Consider the following 17824-nt stretch of genomic DNA (forward strand, 5'->3'; position numbering starts at 1 on the left):
TTATGGATATTAGTTTTAGTACAGAGGTTGAATCGAATATTGATGAGCTAGATGAGGCAATCGCCCGTTTAGAGCAACTTGACGGCAAGACAGCTGAGGCAGGACTATTTGGTGGCTTTGCTGCTAAAAAGGCAACATGGCAAGAATATGGGGCGAGTAGGGGCATACCTGCACGTCCTTTTTTGCGCAACACACAATACGAGAATGAAAATCAGTGGGGTCAGAAAATTGGCCAAGATATTATTCAAGTATTTGAAGGTGGCTTGTCGAGTAGCACTGTGTTGTCAAAGCTTGGCTTACTCATGGTTCAAGATATTCGTAAAACGATTGATGCTGGTAATTTTGCACCGCTTAGTCCAGCCACAATTGCTAAAAAAGGTAGCAGTAAGCCGTTGGTTGATACTGGTGACATGTACGGTGCAATCACGCATAGGGAGAGTTAAATATGGCTTTTTATTTAAACATGAGCGCACTGATTGACATGTTTGGTACCAAATTAACGGTATTGACCAATAGTGATGATGGTGAATGGGTAGACGGTATTTGGCATCAAACAGAAAGTAAAGAGATTGATTTGTATGAGCCATTCTTAACGTTCAACATCAATTCAACACTATTGTCTGGTCAGTTAATGCCTGCAGAAACAGGAGAGTTCGATACTGACAAGGCGTATTGGTTTTCGGAAAATGATTATGCTCTCGGGACCAGAGTGAAACATAATAATGAGTTATATCGGGTTACCGGAAAGCATAATTATAGCGATTATTCAAATGTCCTAGAGCATGAGTTAAAGAAAGAGAGTCCCAACAATGAGCAAACTTGATGAAATTAATAGTTTTGATTATTCGAAGCTAAACAAAGCCTTTTCGTCAATTGCTGCGGAAAAGCTCGAATTGGTATTGACTGAAGCCAATGGTGGTGGTCATCAACCGGAAGGCACCTTTATCTCATTTGACATAATCAGTCCATACATTCCCATTGATGAATACTTTGATGTGACACAGAAAGAAGCGTTTGAAGCTGTTGTTAGTTTTACGTTGTTCGATATCAGTAAAACCAACGCTTTGTTTGCTGCACAAGCATGGCGTAAAACATTGACACAGTTTGATGTAGATATTCAGTTGCGACAACAAGGCATCATCATTGCGGAAATAATGCCTACTAATATCCGTTCTATTCCAGAACAAGTTTTTGACAAACATATGGTTGGCTTTGACGTTCGATTACGCTTACAAGAAACATATACAGATGACACCATTGATCCAATCAATGATGTGGAAGTAAAAAAGAGAGGTTAATTCATGGCAAATGAAAATTTAGACGTTCAAGTCATTTTGGACGTTATCAATCCTGCATCCCCAATCAATTTGGGGAATTTAGCGGTATACGTTGTGGCAGACACTGCTAATTCAGAAGAGGTACTGCCTGATACGCAATTACATTCAGCTGACGATATTGCCAACCTTGGTTTGGCAGTTAATGCAGCAACTGAAGCAGTGATCAATGCATACTTTGCACAAGAAAATCATGGTGATACAGTTTATCTTTACGGTATTGAATCATCTGTTGATCAATCAACGACTAAGGATAAGGTGCAAGGTACCTTAACTGACGGTTGGGAGTTTGCAACAATGATTTCGACAACATCATTAGATACAGTAGTGTTAACTAATGCTATTGAATCATATGGGCGTAAGTTAGCTGTATTGGGGATGGATATCAATCTATCAACAGCAAAGGTAAGTGATATTGCATCAATTACTGATGCACCGTTCTATGGAAACGAACGCACCATCGTGTTCATTGCCAATCGTGAAGCGGGCACTACTGAAAAGTACAAGAGTGTTGGGGCTTTGATTGGTGCGCTAGGTAATTCGCAACCAGGTTCTATTACTTGGAAGTTTAAGAAGTTAAAGGGCATTACCGCTACCCAAGTTAACGGCACTGTCGTTGCTAAGGCTACAGAGATTGGTGCCGTGATGTACGTTTATAAGGCAGGCACTGCACAAACATCTGAAGGACTATCAACTGGTCTCGAGTACATTGATAATTTGCATTCAGATGACTGGGTACGTGCTGAAATTGAATCATCAATTCAAAACCTACTGCAAACGACTGATAAGTTGCCATATGGTGCCCAAGGTATTGCACAATTGGAGGCTGCTGTCACAACTGTCTTGCGTACAGCAACTGAAAACGGTGTTATTTTGGTTGACCCTGAAACAAACTCTGGCAAGTTCACTGTCACTGCTGGTTCACGAGAGGAACAAGCAGCTACTGATATTGCTAGTCGTTCATATAAGGGCTTGTCATTTGATTACACTCGAGCTGGTGCAATTCATGATGTCACAGTCCATGGAACAATCGAAAATGTTTAGTGAGGTAATTAAAAATGGCAGATATTCCAGTTTATAATGCGAAAGACGTTGTTCTAACGTTAGGTAACATTGTTATCCAAGGTTTTCAAGATGGTGATATGATTTCTTACACGATTAAAGAAGATCGTGTACAAACGGAAGTTGATGCACAAGGAATTCCATCAATTGCAATCAACAACAATCGTTTAGGACAAGTTACTATCAACCTATCAGGTAATTCAGCATCACATAAGTATCTTAATAGTTTGGCCAATGCAAATAAGATTGTGCCAATTGTTATTAAGACAAAGAACGAAAAGATTACAGGTAATCAAGCAATCATTGCTAAGCCTGCTGACGGTCAATTTGGTAAGCAAACCCCTAAGCGTACTTACACAATTGAAGTCTTGGATATGGACGTTCAGGTTGTTGCTTAAATCATAAATTTTTAGGCGCTTAAGGTTCGATTCCTTAAGCGCTTTTAGTTTGCATTCGCAAACATAAACTTACATTTACACAGGGCTGGTGCCCATATTTTGGAGGATTTAAATCATGGCAGAAGAATTACAAGCAACGCAAGTAGCACAACAAACAGTTCCAGCACAACCGCAAAAACCAGTACAAATTCCAGAGGTTGCTAAGCCAGTTTCAAAGTTTGGGCAACAAAAGGAAGTTGAGATTAAACGTGCAGATGGTGGCGTTGATAAGTATCTATTGCAATATCCAGGTATTCGCAAGGCAATGGAAATTATTGATAATTCAACAATGCCTAACGGGCAATTAGCTCGTTCAATTTTTGCGGACCAATTGCTAGAACATGTTGTTGTTCAACCAGCTAATTTATCATTGGATGACTTTGATGAACGAGAAGGAATTAATCAGTTAGTTGATGCAGCTGATGAGTTTCTTGGCGAGCTCTGGCAGTAAAAAATATTTAAGTGAACAATTATTAGAGGCTGATTTAGATAAGGAATGGCCCTATGTTTGGCCCGTTTATCAGGGTGTTGCTACTACTGAAGAAGTCGACAAAGCAACACTCCAAAAATTACAGTTTCTAAATGGATTAGCAGACAGGAAACAGGAATCATTAGCCAATGCGATTGCTATTGCAGTAGCGAATGTCATGTTTCCTAAAAAATAAGCACATATCGAAAGGGTGGTGGAATTAATGGGATATACCACGACAATTAAAGCGCAAGCTGAGGTTAGCGGACTTGGCGAATTAAAAAAAGCCAGTTCTGCAATTAAGGAACTTAATGAAGCCGCCCGTGCACTTAGCTCAGTTCGTGCAACTAATACGTCATCAGGATTTACGAAAGTAATTTCTGAAGCAAATAAGGCAATTGAAGCATATAAGCGAGTATCAAGTGCAGCAAAAACAGCAGCAGAGGCACAAAAGACGGCTTCTGCCACTGATACATACAGTAAACAAGTCGCTGGAATCAACAAAGTAACAGATGCATACAAACGTCAAGGAACCGCATCTAAGGAAAGTGATGCAGCATCTACAAAAGCAATTTTAAATGCTGAAAAAATATCTCAAGCACAATCTAAGAGTGTCGAGATGGCAGCGAAAGCAGCATCCGCACAATCTCGGCAGGCTGAAGGACTTGCTAAAGTTGCATCTGCTCAATCAAAAGCTGAAGAATATGCAATCAGAGCGGCAAATGCGCAAGATAAAGAAACGGCCGCAATATCAAAGTCTGTTGCACAAGCTGATAAATTGGCATCAGCACGACAAAAAGACTTAGCACTTGCTGAAAAATACACTGCACAGACTAATCAGATCAATAAGCAAGCTGCTATGTATGGTGCTGGTGTTGGTACTGCAGCTGTTTCAAAAAAGAATGGTCGAGTAAAAGAAGCGTTAGGTACTGGGTTAGCAATGTTTGCACCATCAATGTTATTGGCTGGTGGCATTATGAGTGCAGCTGGGGGTATTCGTAACCTATTTGGTGGTGGATACAACATGTTAAAGGAACGTCAAAGTGGACAGGCAATGTGGGCAACTTCTATTCAGGATGCTCATCGAAATATTCAAGGTTCACAACTGATTAATCAAGCAAATAGCGCATCTAATGCAACTATGCAAACAGCGATTTTAGCAGGTAATGATTATACAGAAGCTAACGCATTTGCTAAGCAAATTTATTCATCTGATGCAGGTTCGTATTCAGGAAATGTAGGTAAAACACAGAAACTATTAAAGGGTATTTTTAATATTCAAGATGCGAATGCTTTGAGTCACTCAGAAATGAACCAATTACGAACAGCTGTTGGTAATATCGGTGACTTAGGTAAGATGAACGGAATGTCAGCTAAAAGTCTTAACTTAGTTGATGGTAAGATTACTCGTGCTATTCGTAAGGAATATAAAAAAGAAACAGGTCACGAATTAGGTTTAAACAAAACTGGTACTGGTTATGATTGGGGATCCGTTAGTGCAGCGACTGCCTATCGTGGAATAGATAATTACGGTAATTCTGGTGGACTTGCTAAAGCCTCTGCTAGATTTAATTCAACACTACCTGGTATGTTGCGGGCCGGTAAAAGTGCATCAGAGTTTGCAATTTCTGAAATTCTTGATCAGTTTGGTAAAAAAGTTGGTAAGAGCGGTGGATTTGGTAATCTAGTTGGAAACTTGTCTAAAGAATTTACAGATTTTGACAAAATTAAAGGATTTGCTGATAAAGCCTCTTCAGTTCTTAGTTCAGCAGCAAATGTACTAGGTACTGGAATTTCTAAAATTACAAGTGTTGCTCAATCAGCATGGAAAGGTACTAGCTCATTTAGAAAAGGTTTTGGTAAAGGTTTTGTTGATGAATTCGGTAAAATCAAAGGAATTTTGCCTAAAGGTAGTGGCAAGATGTTTGGTGATATTGGTAACGGTGCCGGTAAAGTATCTGCCTTATTGCTTGCATTGAAAGGTGCATCTAAATTGCCAGTAGTCGGCAAATTGTTCGGTGGGTTAGTTGGACAAGCTGGTAAATTGTTAGGCAAAGTGCCTCTAATTGGTGGCCTATTATCTAAGATATTTGGGAATGGTACAAAAAGTACTGCAGCCGGAACAATGATGACTGCAGCAGATACGATGATGGCAGCTGCTAACAAAATGAATGGCACCGGTACTGGTTCAGGAGCTGGTGGCGATTATGTTACTGGATCCGCAGTATCAGGCAAAGGTAAATTTACCTTAGGACAGAAACTAGCAAATTCAAAGTTTGGTTCAATCATTGATAAGACATTTCTGAAAGGTGCATCACTTGCTGGTAAGGGCGGAATTAAAGGCGGTCTTGGAAAACTATTAATGGGTGGTGCTTCAGGATTAGGAAAGCTATCACTTGGCGGTGCTGGCTTATTAACTAAGTTTGGTAAGACAGGACTTGGTAAGTTTCTAGGTGGCTCAGGTAAATTACTTGGCGCTATTGGTAAACGTGGCGCTGGTGGTTTGAATGCCTTATTTGCTGGTTTTGATGTTTTCAGTGCTTTAAAGAACAACAAGGCAGGCACGACTGATAGATATAAGGGTGTTGGCTCTGGTATCGGTGGCGGTGTTGGTGGAACTTTGGGTGCTGCACTAGGTTCATTGTTGGGGCCAGTTGGAACAATTGCTGGTGGTGCTTTAGGATCATGGGCTGGTGGTAAAGCTGGTTCATGGATAGGTGGCAAATGGAAAGGCATAAAACAAGGTGTTGGCGATAAATGGGGTGACATTAAAGAAGGTGCCAGTCGCTTATGGGGGAAAACTAAGCTAGGTGCCTCTGATTTATTTGGAAAGGCAAGCATTAAGTTTTGGGATATTAAGGACAAGCTAAGCGGTGCCTTCAAAGGATTAAATCCATTCAAAGGCTTTAAGATGCCAAAAATTAGCCTGAAAAATCCATTTAAAGGGTTCAAAATACCCAAATTAAGTAATCCGTTCAAAGGTTTTAAAGTACCTAATTTAACAAAAGAATTAAAGCTACCAAAGATAAGCAATCCATTTAAAAACTGGAAAATGCCAAAAATTAAGATGCCTAAGTTCAAGATTAAGAACCCATTCAAGGACTTTAAACTTCCTAAATTTATGAAAAGCAACCCATTCAAAGGATGGAAGATGCCTAAAATCAAGTTTCCAAAGGCGCCAAATTGGCTAAAGAAAATCACTGGCTGGTCTAAAGGTGCTAATAAAGCAAAAAAGGAAACTGATGGTGCTAACAAGTCGACCAAGGCATCTTCTAAGCATTTAAAAAATGCTGGTAAGGATGGTAAGAATGCTGGTAAATCAATTGGTGGTTCATTTAAAAAGGCGTTTGATAAGGCTGGTAAATCAACAAGTAAGTTTAGTAAGTCAGTTGGTAAAGCATTTAAGGGTGTTGGCAAATCTGGTAAAAGCTCAATGAGCAAAATTGCTTCAAGCATTAAATCAGGTATGAACAAAGCCAAGCGTGCTGCCAAATCAGGTGCAAAGGGCATTACAAGTGCTTTGAAGTTTAAGAATGTTGGTAAATCAGCAAAGTCTGCATTTAGTAAATTGAGTTCGTCTGTTCGTAGCGGTCTGAATAAGGCTAAACGAGCAGCTAAAAGTGGTTCTAAGGGAATTACTAATTCAATAAAGTCTGGTTTGCGTGGTGTAAGCCGTGCTGGTAAGAGTTCGTTTAATAAACTAAGTTCAAGCGTACGAAGTGGCATGAACAAGGCTAAACGTGCTGCACGTTCTGGAGCCAAAGGCATTGCAAGCTCTGTTAAATCAGGGCTAAACAAAGTTGGCAGTGCTGGTAGAAGTAGCCTTAATAAATTGGCCAGTTCAGTTCGTAGTGGAATGAATAAAGCTAAGCGTTCAGCTAGATCAGGAGCTAACGGCATCATTAGCGCTATTAAATCAGGCATGAACAAAGCATCATCTGCTGGTCGCGGTGCTATGAGTAAGTTTAGTAGCTCAATTAAAAGTGGTATGAGTAAGGCTAGAAGTGCTGCACGTTCGGGCGCCAACCAAATATCATCTGCAATTAAGAGTGGTTTATCAAAGGCTGCAAGTGCTGGAACTAGCGCCATGAATAAACTATCAAGCACGATTACGAGCGGTATGAATAAAGCTGCAAATTCTGCAAAGTCTGGTGCTAATAAAATTAGTACGGCATTAAAGTCTGGCTTTGCTCGTGCAGTATCAGCTGCGCAATCAGCAACATCAAGAATTGCTGCATCAATGAATAAAATTGGTTCAAGTGCAAGTTCTGCTTCTGGCAAGGTGCGTTCTTTAGCAGCAGCAATTAATGGACTACATTCAAAGACAGTGACCGTTACGGTAAATACAAAGGGTAAAGTGCCACATGCTAAGGGTACGTCTGGTGCTCGTGCTGCCTTTGCTTCAATAATGCCTGGTTATGCTAAGGGTACTAAGGGTGGCGGACATCCTGGTGGATTGGCTCTGGTTAATGACTCAAAGACATCTAACTGGCGTGAGGCTTTCATGTTGCCTGATGGATTAGTTGGTATTTTCCCTAAGAAACGCAACTTAACAGTGCCATTGCCAACAGGTACACAAGTACTAAATGGTGACGACACGAAGAAGATGTTCCCACATTATGCAAAGGGTACTGGTGGTGCTAAACCAGCATTTAAGCAAGGCGCAACCATCAATGTGACGGTCAACATCAATGGTAGTGCATCTGCAAATGATGCCAACACGATTGCAAATACAATCGGTGAGAAGTTGTTAACAGTTATTCAGCCACAAATGATTTAGGAGGTAGACGATTGGCAAAATTAACTGATTCAAAAGGTAAGACAGTCGTGCTTTCTGTTGAAACGGAAAATGAGCAATTTGGAAATACGGTTTCTACTCATCCAGTCGAAAACGGTTCACCGATTACTGATCATTCACAAATGGAAAGTAAAACGTTTGAGTTTTCAGGAAAGATAATTGGAAAAAGCCAAGCCGAAGTTGATGATAAGTATATGCAATTGTTGAATTGGTCCCAAGGGTCAACACTTTTACAATTTCGTGGCGCCATTCGTCATAATGGGATGCTTATTAGCCACCTTGAAAAGACTTATGATGAGGGTGGTTTTCAAAATGCTGTGAAGTTTAATATCTCATTAACGGCTGTTTATACGGTCAATGTTTACTGGGCCAAGGCTAAAAATTCAGGTAAAAAGCAAGCTAAAGCTCCAAGCAGTGGTGTTTATGTGACAGTGCGCCCTGGTAACACTTATTGGGGCTGGTGGATGAAATATGGCACACCAATACAAACACTTAGAAATTGGAACCACTGGCCTGATAGACGTATTCCAATCGGAGCTAGAGCGAGGGTGAAATAATGGATGAACGAGGTTTGATTGATGTAGATGTTGTGAGTTTGCCAGAGGAGTTTGAGATTGAATTAGCTGGTGATAATGTTTACTTACGTTTTGATTTTAACGAAGAAGGTCAGTTTTATACGGTTGATCTATTCAACAATGCGTATGAACCAATCATTACTGGCGAACGCTTAGTATATGGCCAACGCTTGTGGCGAGACTTCACTAAGCCAGAAATACCACAAGTTGATATTGTACCGTTTGATATTTCGCACAAAGAAAATACCGTCACGTCTGATAATTTTGGACGGACGGTATTTTTATATCTGATGACTTTTGAAGATGATGAGGTGATGTAATGGCTGTCACAATGCAATATTTGTTTGAGGTGTATGTGGAAATTTACACCAATGGTGGCACGTTGAAGTATGTGCATAATAACAACCCAAGTCAGTCAATGGATATTGAATTTAGCTTACCATTTGACAATACAAGTGATCGGAGCGTTGGTGAAGTGACAATTTGGAACATGAGCCAAATTAGTTTCAATCGTATCGCACAGGGAAATCGAATTGTTATTAAAGCTGGTTACCACGGAGATGTTGGGGTCATATTTGATGGCGAAATATTCCGTCCAACGGTGCCAAGTCGTGAAGGTGGTGACTTAAACTATACCTTGCGAGTTGTTGAGGGTAAAGAATACCGCAAACTGAAGCATGTTTCGTTAACGTTTGGGGAAGGCACCACTGCTAAAACAATCATCAATAAAATCGTGCAAACAACAGGTATCAATCTGAATTTTGTTTCGCTAGGTCGCAATTATGTATTTAAGGAAGGCTATACAGTCGATGGCTCGCCATTTGATGCATTGAGTGACGTGGCTGAACAAGCACGAGCTGCATTGTTTTATCGACGTGGTCAATTAACCATGCGTTGGTTATACGATGACAAAGTAACTGGTAATTTCTATTTGGCTAATAATACGGGCCTCATTTCATCACCAACAATGGAACGACGTGATGATGATTGGGTCGAAGATGATGACGATGATGGCCTAGGTCGTTTCACATATTCAGCTGATTCAATTCTTAATTACCGAATTACTACTGGCGAGCATGTGCATTTAAAGAGTGAATCTGTTGATGTGTGGGCTGCAGTATTAAGCGGTGAACATACATTTGACGGTGAAAATCCGACAACATCATTAGAGTTAGGGGTGAAGTAAATGGCAGATACCGGACAAAGACCAAAAATGCGGGATAATGACGTCTCATTCTTTTTGAATGTACTACCAAACACCATTAAAGCAACGCTAAATGTTGCACAATTAGGTAAGGTCACACGCTTATACGATGACAATAAAAAAGCAGAAGTCCAGCCACTGGCGTTAAGTTCGGATGAAACACCACGAGCACGTTTAATTGGTGTTCATGTGGGCAAAACTAAACGGAGTATTATTGCCGTTGGTGATGTGGTGGTTGTCATGTTTATGGACCGTTCAATTGCTAATTTTGATGGATCTAACAAGTTGTTTAAATTGTCTGCTAACAGATTACACGATTTGAATGATTCCTTCATCGTGGAGGTGTATTGAATGAGAGATATTCGTTTAGACGATACTGGTGGCTTAAATTTCAAGAGTGTTGTCACGCAATCAGAGGAAGTCATGCAATCAATACGCATCATTCTTGAAACAAAATTAGGCGAATTTATTGGTGATCCTGAATTAGGGTTAGATCGAACTGACTTAATGGAGAAAAATTTTGATGCTCGATATGCTAGTCAATCGATTCATGATGCGCTTGGTCAGGATAATCGAGTTGAAGTTATTAGTGTTGACGTGATACCCGATTTTTATAGGCGGACCGCAACAGCACAATTGGCTTTAGCAGTTGATGGTGAGGCAAAAGAAACGGAGGTGCAATTAAATGTTGGATGATAACGGATTTACACGACCAACGTATGATGAATTGGTTAGTGATCTAACTGCAAAATGGTTAGAACTATTTGGTAGTGATTCAGATACAAGTTCACATTCAGTTGCTGGCGTATTTATTAGGTTGATTGCCTACTTCATGAATATACTTTATCAATTGGCTGAAAAGGTGTACAACGCACAGTTTTTAAGTACTGCAACAGGCGTGTCACTTGATAAATTAGCTGCAAATTATGGGCTTTATCGCAATCCGGCAGCGCAAGCCATAACTGAATTAACATTCACTGGAACTCCAGGTTATATTTTGCCAGCCAATACACTGTTTAAAACAGCAGAAGGTATTGAGTTTCAAACAGCTGACGATTTGATATTTTCAGTTGACGGAAGAGGTAATGGCACTGCTTATGCCGTTGATGTTGGTTCGGTCTATAACGTCCCAGCTAATACGATTATTTATCAAGTTGAACCAACTTCGGATATTATTTCCGTTACTAATGCTGAACCTGTCGAATCTGGTGCAGATTCTGAAACAGATTTAGAGTTGGCCAATCGAATTAGAATTGCGAATGACACACGACCATCAAGTCCAGCCAACGGTATTATTTCAGCCGTCATGGCAGTGACTGGTGTCAAAACCGTTCAAGTAGTACAAAACAACACTTTAGAAGAAGATGAGTTCGGTAATCCGCCTAAGACAATTCACGTATATGTTGACGGTGGGGATGAAGAAAAAATTGCTGGTGCTTTATTTAATTCTGTATCGGCAGGTATTCAAACAGTTGGATCTAAACAACAAGCAATGACCGATAACGCTGGCTTTAGCGACAACGTCATTGCATTTGATTATGCACAACAAACCGCAATCTATGTGTCGATTAATGCGCAAACTAATTTAGATTTTGAAACAGACGGAATTCAGCAAATTAAAAATGCAGTTAATGATTACCTCACCAAAGTGCCAATGGGTGGCATTGTTAGATTTTCATATTTGTATAAATACGTTTATGACAAAGTTCCCGGAATTGATGTTATTGAAGTGAAAATTGGTTCAAGTAAGGATAGCCTGGCAATGGCGGATGTACAATTACAGCAATTTGCAATTCCAGTGACGACAGCTGATAGTTTGGTGGTGACGGAAAATGCATGATTTTAAAGAATTGTTTCTCTCTAAATTGCCTAGCCCCATCAATCGATTTGCGGAAGATACGATTACTTTTGCGGAATGGCTAAATGCGATATTTCAAAAATTAATTGGTTTGTATCAAACAATTGAAGCGTTTCGAGACATTAATAAAGCAAATGGTAAGGCACTAGATAGAATTGGCGATCAATTCAATCAGCAACGTGGATCAGCAGATGATGATTTTTACCGCATCATTATTAGGTCTAAGCAAGCCACCAATATGGGTAATTCAACGGTCAATGGCTTAATCAATATGATTGCACGTTCGTTAGACATTCAGCCAGATAAAATTCGAATTGAATCATTGCGACAATATGAAAACGGTACGCTAAATGATGGTGAACCGTTAGCGATTAGAATTAGCAATATTCCACTAGAATGGGCCCGCTCTGATTTTGAACAGAATTATATTTTGGAACGAATTAAAAATGGTGTTGCTGCTGGTGTCCGAGTAGATGAAGTGAGTTTTGTTGATAATTCTAATGCTGTGTTGTCTGTTCGTGGCTTAACATCAGCAACAATCACATATGAAGTCAAAGGAGAGGGGTAATAGATGGCAAATAAATTTACGAATTTTAAATTCACCACTGAAGGTAAAGATACCTTAACTGAAGTACTTGCTGCAAAAGGCAGTATTGCTATCACACAGGCTTATACTTTTGCGACAAAGTTAACGGATACTTTGGTATTCACGCAACTTTCATCACTAGGTCCTAAGCAAATTAAGTCAGTTGGAACTGTATCAGCACAAAGCAACACGGTTGAAACTCGGTTGCAGATTGATAATGCTGATTTAACATCTGATTACAATCTACAAGGAATCGCTCTTGTAGGGACGTTTAACAAGACTAATTTCGTGTTAGGTTATATTAACACCAATGAAGCTACCAATGTGCCAGCATTCAGTGGAAATCAGGTTCAAACAATTGCCTTAGATGTTTCTTTTGCAATTTCTGATACATCTGTTATCACGATCAACACACAAACTGCTGGAATGTTGACGGTTGCTGATTACAATGCTTTGGTTGCTTATATTAAAGACCAAGTGGCACCATTATCAGTAGATAAAAAGGTTGTTCACTTAACTAACAATGAAATCATTGATGGTATTAAGACATTCAAGCAAAAAATTACTGGTTCGATATCGGGCAATGCCAATACAGTTGATTACATTAATATTCACCAAATTACTGCAAATATTGATTTAAATACTCTGACTACAAATGGTAACTATTTATCGACATTAGAGACGAAGACTACCAGCAATAAGCCAGGTGGAACATCAGAACAGTACACGCTTATTTCCACCGGTAATATTCAAGTATTTAACGATATAAAGACGGATAAAACATATATACGTAATTACATTAAATCTGATACATTTACATCTTGGAAGGTTGTTATTGAAGACATTGATCAAACATTAAATGCACAATTTAATTTCACTAAAGTGCCAACTGTTAATAGTAAGCCAGTGGCAATTCAGGCTGATTTACAAACTGAAACCACTAATCGTACTAATGCAGATAAGACTATTAACAATTCTCTAACAACAGAAGTTTCTGACCGTAAAAGTGGGGACACTATAAATGCAAATGCTATTCAAGCTGAAGCTACTGCACGTTCGCAAGCGGATAGTTCAGCTGCTGCTGCCCTTAATACTGAAAAAGCAACACGTTCAGCTGCAGATGCTACATTAACTAATAGTGTTAGTGATACGCAAGCAGACTTACAAACGGAAGTTGCTAATAGAGCTAGTGCTGATAAAAATATTGATAATTCTGCAGTTCATAAAACTGGAAACGAGTCTATTGCTGGAAATAAAACGTTTAGTAACAATGTAAATGTTAATCATATCATGCAGGCTGATTGGTTTTACAAACACGTTCCAGCGGGGACTGCATCTAGTCAAATTATGGAAGTTATGGACGATAACCTTAGCGATGGTAAGCCGCACTCTATTGGAAAATATTATTCAGGAGCGCCTGATGGTAATGGTATTAGTATCACAGGTAACGGTTTAACTGCGATTGGTGGTGGTGAATCTAGTAGTGCTATTTTAGATGCTATTGCTAATGGAACAACTGACATAAGTATCTTACCCCCTAACGCTTTAAATTCTGAAAATCTTATTCTTGCTTCTGACCAAGCAATTTATTTCTTACAAAGTCAGCAAAACGCACCAAATTACACTAATATTTGGCGATTAAATACTGGTGGATATTGGGATCGTTATGATGAAACTTCTAAAAAATGGATCAATGTTATTCCTAATGTATCTAATTTATTAGCGCAAGATGATTCTGTAGTTCATAATTCAGGAAATGAAACTATTGCAGGTACTAAGTCATTTAGTTCAACAGTTAATGGTAGTGTTTCAGGCAATGCTGGTTCAGCAACGAAGTTGCAGACAGCTCGAAGCGTTGGTGGAGTAAACTTTGATGGTACGTCAAATATTAATTTACCAGGGGTAAACACTCAAGGTAATCAAGATACGACTGGAAACGCAAGCACGGCTGATAAATTGCATACTGCTAGGACAATTGGTGGTGTTAGTTTCGATGGTGGCAGTAACATTAACCTTCCAGGCGTTAATACGCAAGGTAATCAAAATACAACTGGTAATGCAGCATCAGCAACTAAATTACAAGTGGCTCGCAAAGTAAATGGAACTGCATTTGATGGAACCAAGGATATCAGCGTTAATGCAGCAAATGATAGTAATCTTGTTCATCAAACTGGTAATGAAAGCATTTCCGGCTATAAAACTTTCAATAATACTCTGACAGTTAATGGTATATCTAAGGCTGATTATTTTTATAAACATGTTGCAAAAGGAACTACTTCTAGCAAATTTATGGAAGTTATAGATGATAATCTTGGTGATAATAGTCCGCATCCTATTGGTACATATTATTCAGGATATACGCATGGCAATGGTATTTCTATTACTGGTTATGGATTAACTGGAATTGGTGGTGGTGAATCTGTCAATGCCATTTTTGATTTAATCGTAAAAGGTGAGAATGATACTACTGCATTACCTATGTCAACAGTGGGAGACGAGAAACTCATACTAGCTTCTGATCAGGACATTTATTTTTTGATGAACCAACAATCAGCACCTAATTATGGTAATAATTGGCGATTCTCATCAGGAGGTTGGCTCGACAGGTATGACGCAACTGCGCAAAAATGGGTAAATGTATTACCAAATACAAGTGGACTAGTTGCGCAAGATTCTGCTGTTGTACATAATTCAGGAAATGAGACTATTGCAGGTACTAAAACGTTTAGCTCAACAATTGGCGGTAGCATTTCGGGCAATGCTGGTTCCGCAACAAAACTGCAGACAGCTCGAAGAGTTGGGGGAGTGAACTTTGATGGAACCGCAAATATCAATTTGCCAGGAGTGAACACCCAAGGAAATCAGAACACCACAGGAAATGCAGCAACAGCAACTAAGTTACAAACGGCTCGTAAGGTAAATGGAACACCATTTGACGGAACGAAAGACATTTCAATTAACGCTGCCAATGATAGCAATATTGTTCATCAATCTGGTAATGAATCAATCGCAGGAAACAAGACATTTACAGGTACAGTAACTGCTGGTGGAACGCAATTGACTGACTCTGGTTGGAAATCATTGACACCATCTGTCGGTGGTACTGTAAAGTATCGGAAGGTTAATGGCATTGTCTATGTGGAGGCTGGTAGTATACCTTCTCTAAATAATGAGGGGAAAACACTTGTTACCTTACCAGCTGGATATAGACCAAACGATACGATATGGTCACCTTGGTTTGCTGGAGGTAATATGGGTAATATGACTATTGATAGTGATGGTTCGCTAACAAAGGCGTCTACTAATAACCCAGGTAAGGACCAAGTACAGATTTCATTGTTTGTGTCATATCCTGCAGATAATTAGTAGATATTAAGGAGGGTTTACTTTGATTAAACACATAATTAAGAATAAGTTCTGGATAATAACCGGTGCTGAACTGATAACGATTGCGTTTATGTTCAGTATCGGTTTTTCAGTTATTGACATTCATGTACCAGCTTCGTTTCAGTTAGTTGCTCATCCTAGTTTCAGATTGCTAGTCATTGCTGATGGTGTCGCCATGATTGTTCAATCAGTTTGGGATATTACTTGGTACTACATTCGTGAAGTGACACGTTTAGCTGCAGCAGGCGTTCTTGGCATGATGATGAGTGCATTTTTGTTGAGTGATCTAAACACACTTCACATTACATTGGTTCCGCTTGGTCTGATGTTTTTATTAGTCAGAATACTGATTGATTTGTTGACTGACAATACATTGTTTAAAGTACGGAGGTAGGTTAATGAGTCAAGCTACTTGGACAGCTTTATTGGGCTTTCTTTCCGCCTCAGTGGCTGGAGTGTTGGCCATTTGGAAAATGAATGTCGCTAAAACTGTCTCAGCTGATAAAGATTTTATTACGATGTATAACGAGTTGATGAAATCAAACAATAAGCTAATTGAACAAAATGCTGAACTGACAGCAGAATTACAAAAAGCACATGCATCTATTGAAAAATTGACGCAACGCATTAAAGAATTGGAGGATAAGTTAGAAAATGAACATTAATCATATTAGTGAATGGGTATTAGCTCTTTGGAGCACGGGAGTATTAACGGCAGTTGCACACGCAGCGAGCCGTTTTTTTGTTGCCCACACCAAGAATAAGAATTTGTTACTATTGAATGAGTGGGCAATGCAAGCTGTGCAATATGCAGAAACACATCTACAAGGATCAGTGGAAAAGAAACAATCTGCTTTGAATTTCTTAACTGAACGCTTAAACGCCAACAAGCTCGGCTTGAAATTTGATGACAAGCAACTCGACACTGTGATTGAACTCGCTGTAATGGCTCTACATAATGGAGGTAAGACTAATGACCAAATTTGAATTTAATGATGTGGCAAATTATCAACCAGATACATTGGCTTACTTCCAAGGCTTGAAAGCTAAGGGCTCTCGTGCAGCAATTGTCAAAATTACGCAGGGGACAGGCTACATTAACCCTAAAGCAACTAACCAAGTTAATCACGCTGATCAAGCAGGACTAAAAACTGCCGGTTATCACTATGCTATGTTCGGTGGCAATGTAGCTAACGCTCATGCTGAAGCTAAGTATTTCCTTACACAAGCAAAGGCACGACTAGCTAAGGGCTCAATCTTAGCATTAGATTATGAAGGTGCTGCCACAACCGGTACCAATAAGAACGCCAATGCCAATGCAATTATTGCTTTTATGCAAGACGTTAAGAATGCTGGCTTTATTCCATGGTTCTACACTGGTAAGTACTTCATTAATGAACATGTTAACCATGCTGCCGTTAATAAAGCATTTCCTAATGTAACTTGGATAGCTGGTTATCCTGGAACGTCATATCCAGATTTTAACTACTTCCCATCAGTAGACGGGGTGATTGCTTGGCAATACACTAACAATTGGAAGTCATTAGGACTGGACGGTTCAACATTGCTGCTTGATTGGTCAGAAAAAACTGTTCAAGCGCAAGCGACTACAAAACCAGTTGCTAAGCCAACTGTGAACCAGCCCGATCAGGTCTTACATGTTGGTGAGCATTTCAAGGGTCGTCCTGCATATCGAGTAGATGCCATGAAATATGTCAATGGTATGTGGCAGGTTGTTAACTATGAACTTGCTGGCGGTAAGGATATCAATTGGATCACTAATGGACTAGGCGTTGCATCAGTCGATAAGGTCGACAAGAATGGTAAGAAAACTGCTAGTCAAAAATTGGCAGTTGGCGATTACTTCCGACTACATTCTGATCGGATTGAAGTACTTGGTGTTGATAAGAACGGAATTGCATTTGGAACACGTTATGGCAACGTGTGGGAGGATGCAGGAACACTAACTGAAGTTAAATAAAATCAAGCCCACTAGGTTATTCTGAAAGAATGACTTAGTGGGCTTTTTTTTATAAGAAGATATTAAATATCAGTATTTTTAGAAGAAATCAGATAAGCATTTTAAATAATTATAAGAACGGTTTGTTACAAAG

Annotated in this window: 20 protein-coding genes; all 20 read left to right on the forward strand. The window is 39.5% G+C overall.

Annotated features, from left to right (window positions below; all coding sequences use genetic code 11):
• Positions 1-2: 2 nt before the first annotated feature.
• The 20 genes from FOL01_RS00830 (at position 3) to FOL01_RS00925 (ending at position 17691) form a co-directional block, all read left to right on the forward strand.
• Entirely contained in the window at positions 3-443 is a 441-nt protein-coding gene (locus tag FOL01_RS00830) for a phage virion morphogenesis protein (protein ID WP_075268865.1), read from the forward strand.
• Between the two features lie 2 nt (positions 444-445).
• Positions 446-823, forward strand: coding sequence for a hypothetical protein (locus FOL01_RS00835; RefSeq protein WP_075268866.1), 378 nt, complete (start codon positions 446-448; stop codon positions 821-823).
• A complete protein-coding gene (locus FOL01_RS00840) occupies positions 810-1298 on the forward strand; it encodes a phage neck terminator protein (protein ID WP_075268867.1) in 489 nt (162 codons plus the stop codon). Before FOL01_RS00835 ends, FOL01_RS00840 begins: the two co-directional genes overlap by 14 nt.
• 3 nt (positions 1299-1301) lie before the next feature.
• Entirely contained in the window at positions 1302-2378 is a 1077-nt protein-coding gene (locus FOL01_RS00845) for a DUF3383 family protein (RefSeq protein WP_075268868.1), read from the forward strand.
• A gap of 14 nt (positions 2379-2392) precedes the next feature.
• Positions 2393-2794 carry a phage structural protein gene (locus tag FOL01_RS00850; RefSeq protein ID WP_075268869.1) on the forward strand — a complete coding sequence of 134 codons (402 nt, stop codon included), beginning with the start codon at positions 2393-2395 and terminating at the stop codon, positions 2792-2794.
• Positions 2795-2909: 115 nt separating this feature from the next.
• Complete coding sequence (locus FOL01_RS00855; RefSeq protein ID WP_083603386.1) at positions 2910-3284, forward strand: hypothetical protein; 375 nt, start codon at positions 2910-2912, stop codon at positions 3282-3284.
• On the forward strand, positions 3256-3498 hold the full coding sequence (locus FOL01_RS00860) for a hypothetical protein (RefSeq protein ID WP_075268870.1): 243 nt from the start codon (positions 3256-3258) through the stop codon (positions 3496-3498). Before FOL01_RS00855 ends, FOL01_RS00860 begins: the two co-directional genes overlap by 29 nt.
• 27 nt (positions 3499-3525) lie before the next feature.
• Positions 3526-8082 (forward strand): hypothetical protein, encoded by a 4557-nt coding sequence (locus FOL01_RS00865; RefSeq protein ID WP_075268871.1) that lies wholly within the window; start codon positions 3526-3528, stop codon positions 8080-8082.
• Positions 8083-8093: 11 nt separating this feature from the next.
• Entirely contained in the window at positions 8094-8657 is a 564-nt protein-coding gene (locus FOL01_RS00870; RefSeq protein WP_075268872.1) for a LysM peptidoglycan-binding domain-containing protein, read from the forward strand.
• A complete protein-coding gene (locus FOL01_RS00875; RefSeq protein WP_075268873.1) occupies positions 8657-8995 on the forward strand; it encodes a phage baseplate plug family protein in 339 nt (112 codons plus the stop codon). Before FOL01_RS00870 ends, FOL01_RS00875 begins: the two co-directional genes overlap by 1 nt.
• The gene (locus FOL01_RS00880) at positions 8995-9861 is read left to right on the forward strand and encodes a phage protein (protein ID WP_083603387.1); all 867 of its coding nucleotides are present in this window, start codon (positions 8995-8997) and stop codon (positions 9859-9861) included. Before FOL01_RS00875 ends, FOL01_RS00880 begins: the two co-directional genes overlap by 1 nt.
• Positions 9862-10230, forward strand: a complete 369-nt coding sequence (locus tag FOL01_RS00885) for a hypothetical protein (protein WP_083603388.1) — start codon at positions 9862-9864, stop codon at positions 10228-10230.
• Positions 10231-10575: a GPW/gp25 family protein gene (locus tag FOL01_RS00890; RefSeq protein WP_075268874.1), complete on the forward strand. Its 345-nt coding sequence runs from the start codon at positions 10231-10233 to the stop codon at positions 10573-10575.
• Positions 10565-11719 (forward strand): baseplate J/gp47 family protein, encoded by a 1155-nt coding sequence (locus FOL01_RS00895; protein WP_075268875.1) that lies wholly within the window; start codon positions 10565-10567, stop codon positions 11717-11719. The genes FOL01_RS00890 and FOL01_RS00895 overlap by 11 nt, the downstream gene beginning before the upstream one ends.
• Positions 11712-12305, forward strand: coding sequence for a hypothetical protein (locus FOL01_RS00900; protein WP_075268876.1), 594 nt, complete (start codon positions 11712-11714; stop codon positions 12303-12305). Before FOL01_RS00895 ends, FOL01_RS00900 begins: the two co-directional genes overlap by 8 nt.
• Before the next feature lie 3 nt (positions 12306-12308).
• Positions 12309-15689: a pyocin knob domain-containing protein gene (locus FOL01_RS11230; protein ID WP_075268877.1), complete on the forward strand. Its 3381-nt coding sequence runs from the start codon at positions 12309-12311 to the stop codon at positions 15687-15689.
• A gap of 22 nt (positions 15690-15711) precedes the next feature.
• Positions 15712-16104, forward strand: a complete 393-nt coding sequence (locus FOL01_RS00910) for a hypothetical protein (protein WP_075268878.1) — start codon at positions 15712-15714, stop codon at positions 16102-16104.
• A 4-nt stretch (positions 16105-16108) separates the two neighbouring features.
• Complete coding sequence (locus FOL01_RS00915) at positions 16109-16375, forward strand: hypothetical protein (protein ID WP_042493126.1); 267 nt, start codon at positions 16109-16111, stop codon at positions 16373-16375.
• A complete protein-coding gene (locus tag FOL01_RS00920; protein ID WP_075268879.1) occupies positions 16365-16697 on the forward strand; it encodes a phage holin, LLH family in 333 nt (110 codons plus the stop codon). Before FOL01_RS00915 ends, FOL01_RS00920 begins: the two co-directional genes overlap by 11 nt.
• Positions 16684-17691: a GH25 family lysozyme gene (locus FOL01_RS00925; RefSeq protein WP_075268880.1), complete on the forward strand. Its 1008-nt coding sequence runs from the start codon at positions 16684-16686 to the stop codon at positions 17689-17691. The genes FOL01_RS00920 and FOL01_RS00925 overlap by 14 nt, the downstream gene beginning before the upstream one ends.
• The last annotated feature ends 133 nt before the right edge of the window (positions 17692-17824 follow it).

Source organism: Weissella thailandensis, from assembly GCF_001932615.1.
Taxonomy (GTDB): Bacteria; Bacillota; Bacilli; order Lactobacillales; family Lactobacillaceae; genus Weissella; species Weissella thailandensis.

What these genes read in the sequence shown, in the direction of transcription:
- FOL01_RS00900 (WP_075268876.1), top strand. Translation starts at nt 11,712, where the DNA reads ATGCATGATTTTAAAGAATTGTTTCTCTCTAAATTGCCTAGCCCCATC.
- FOL01_RS00890 (WP_075268874.1), top strand. Translation starts at nt 10,231, where the DNA reads ATGAGAGATATTCGTTTAGACGATACTGGTGGCTTAAATTTCAAGAGT.
- FOL01_RS00895 (WP_075268875.1), top strand. Translation starts at nt 10,565, where the DNA reads ATGTTGGATGATAACGGATTTACACGACCAACGTATGATGAATTGGTT.
- FOL01_RS00865 (WP_075268871.1), top strand. Translation starts at nt 3,526, where the DNA reads ATGGGATATACCACGACAATTAAAGCGCAAGCTGAGGTTAGCGGACTT.
- FOL01_RS00915 (WP_042493126.1), top strand. Translation starts at nt 16,109, where the DNA reads ATGAGTCAAGCTACTTGGACAGCTTTATTGGGCTTTCTTTCCGCCTCA.
- FOL01_RS00860 (WP_075268870.1), top strand. Translation starts at nt 3,256, where the DNA reads ATGAGTTTCTTGGCGAGCTCTGGCAGTAAAAAATATTTAAGTGAACAA.
- FOL01_RS00875 (WP_075268873.1), top strand. Translation starts at nt 8,657, where the DNA reads ATGGATGAACGAGGTTTGATTGATGTAGATGTTGTGAGTTTGCCAGAG.
- FOL01_RS00840 (WP_075268867.1), top strand. Translation starts at nt 810, where the DNA reads ATGAGCAAACTTGATGAAATTAATAGTTTTGATTATTCGAAGCTAAAC.
- FOL01_RS00850 (WP_075268869.1), top strand. Translation starts at nt 2,393, where the DNA reads ATGGCAGATATTCCAGTTTATAATGCGAAAGACGTTGTTCTAACGTTA.
- FOL01_RS11230 (WP_075268877.1), top strand. Translation starts at nt 12,309, where the DNA reads ATGGCAAATAAATTTACGAATTTTAAATTCACCACTGAAGGTAAAGAT.
- FOL01_RS00925 (WP_075268880.1), top strand. Translation starts at nt 16,684, where the DNA reads ATGACCAAATTTGAATTTAATGATGTGGCAAATTATCAACCAGATACA.
- FOL01_RS00835 (WP_075268866.1), top strand. Translation starts at nt 446, where the DNA reads ATGGCTTTTTATTTAAACATGAGCGCACTGATTGACATGTTTGGTACC.
- FOL01_RS00855 (WP_083603386.1), top strand. Translation starts at nt 2,910, where the DNA reads ATGGCAGAAGAATTACAAGCAACGCAAGTAGCACAACAAACAGTTCCA.
- FOL01_RS00885 (WP_083603388.1), top strand. Translation starts at nt 9,862, where the DNA reads ATGGCAGATACCGGACAAAGACCAAAAATGCGGGATAATGACGTCTCA.
- FOL01_RS00920 (WP_075268879.1), top strand. Translation starts at nt 16,365, where the DNA reads ATGAACATTAATCATATTAGTGAATGGGTATTAGCTCTTTGGAGCACG.
- FOL01_RS00880 (WP_083603387.1), top strand. Translation starts at nt 8,995, where the DNA reads ATGGCTGTCACAATGCAATATTTGTTTGAGGTGTATGTGGAAATTTAC.
- FOL01_RS00830 (WP_075268865.1), top strand. Translation starts at nt 3, where the DNA reads ATGGATATTAGTTTTAGTACAGAGGTTGAATCGAATATTGATGAGCTA.
- FOL01_RS00845 (WP_075268868.1), top strand. Translation starts at nt 1,302, where the DNA reads ATGGCAAATGAAAATTTAGACGTTCAAGTCATTTTGGACGTTATCAAT.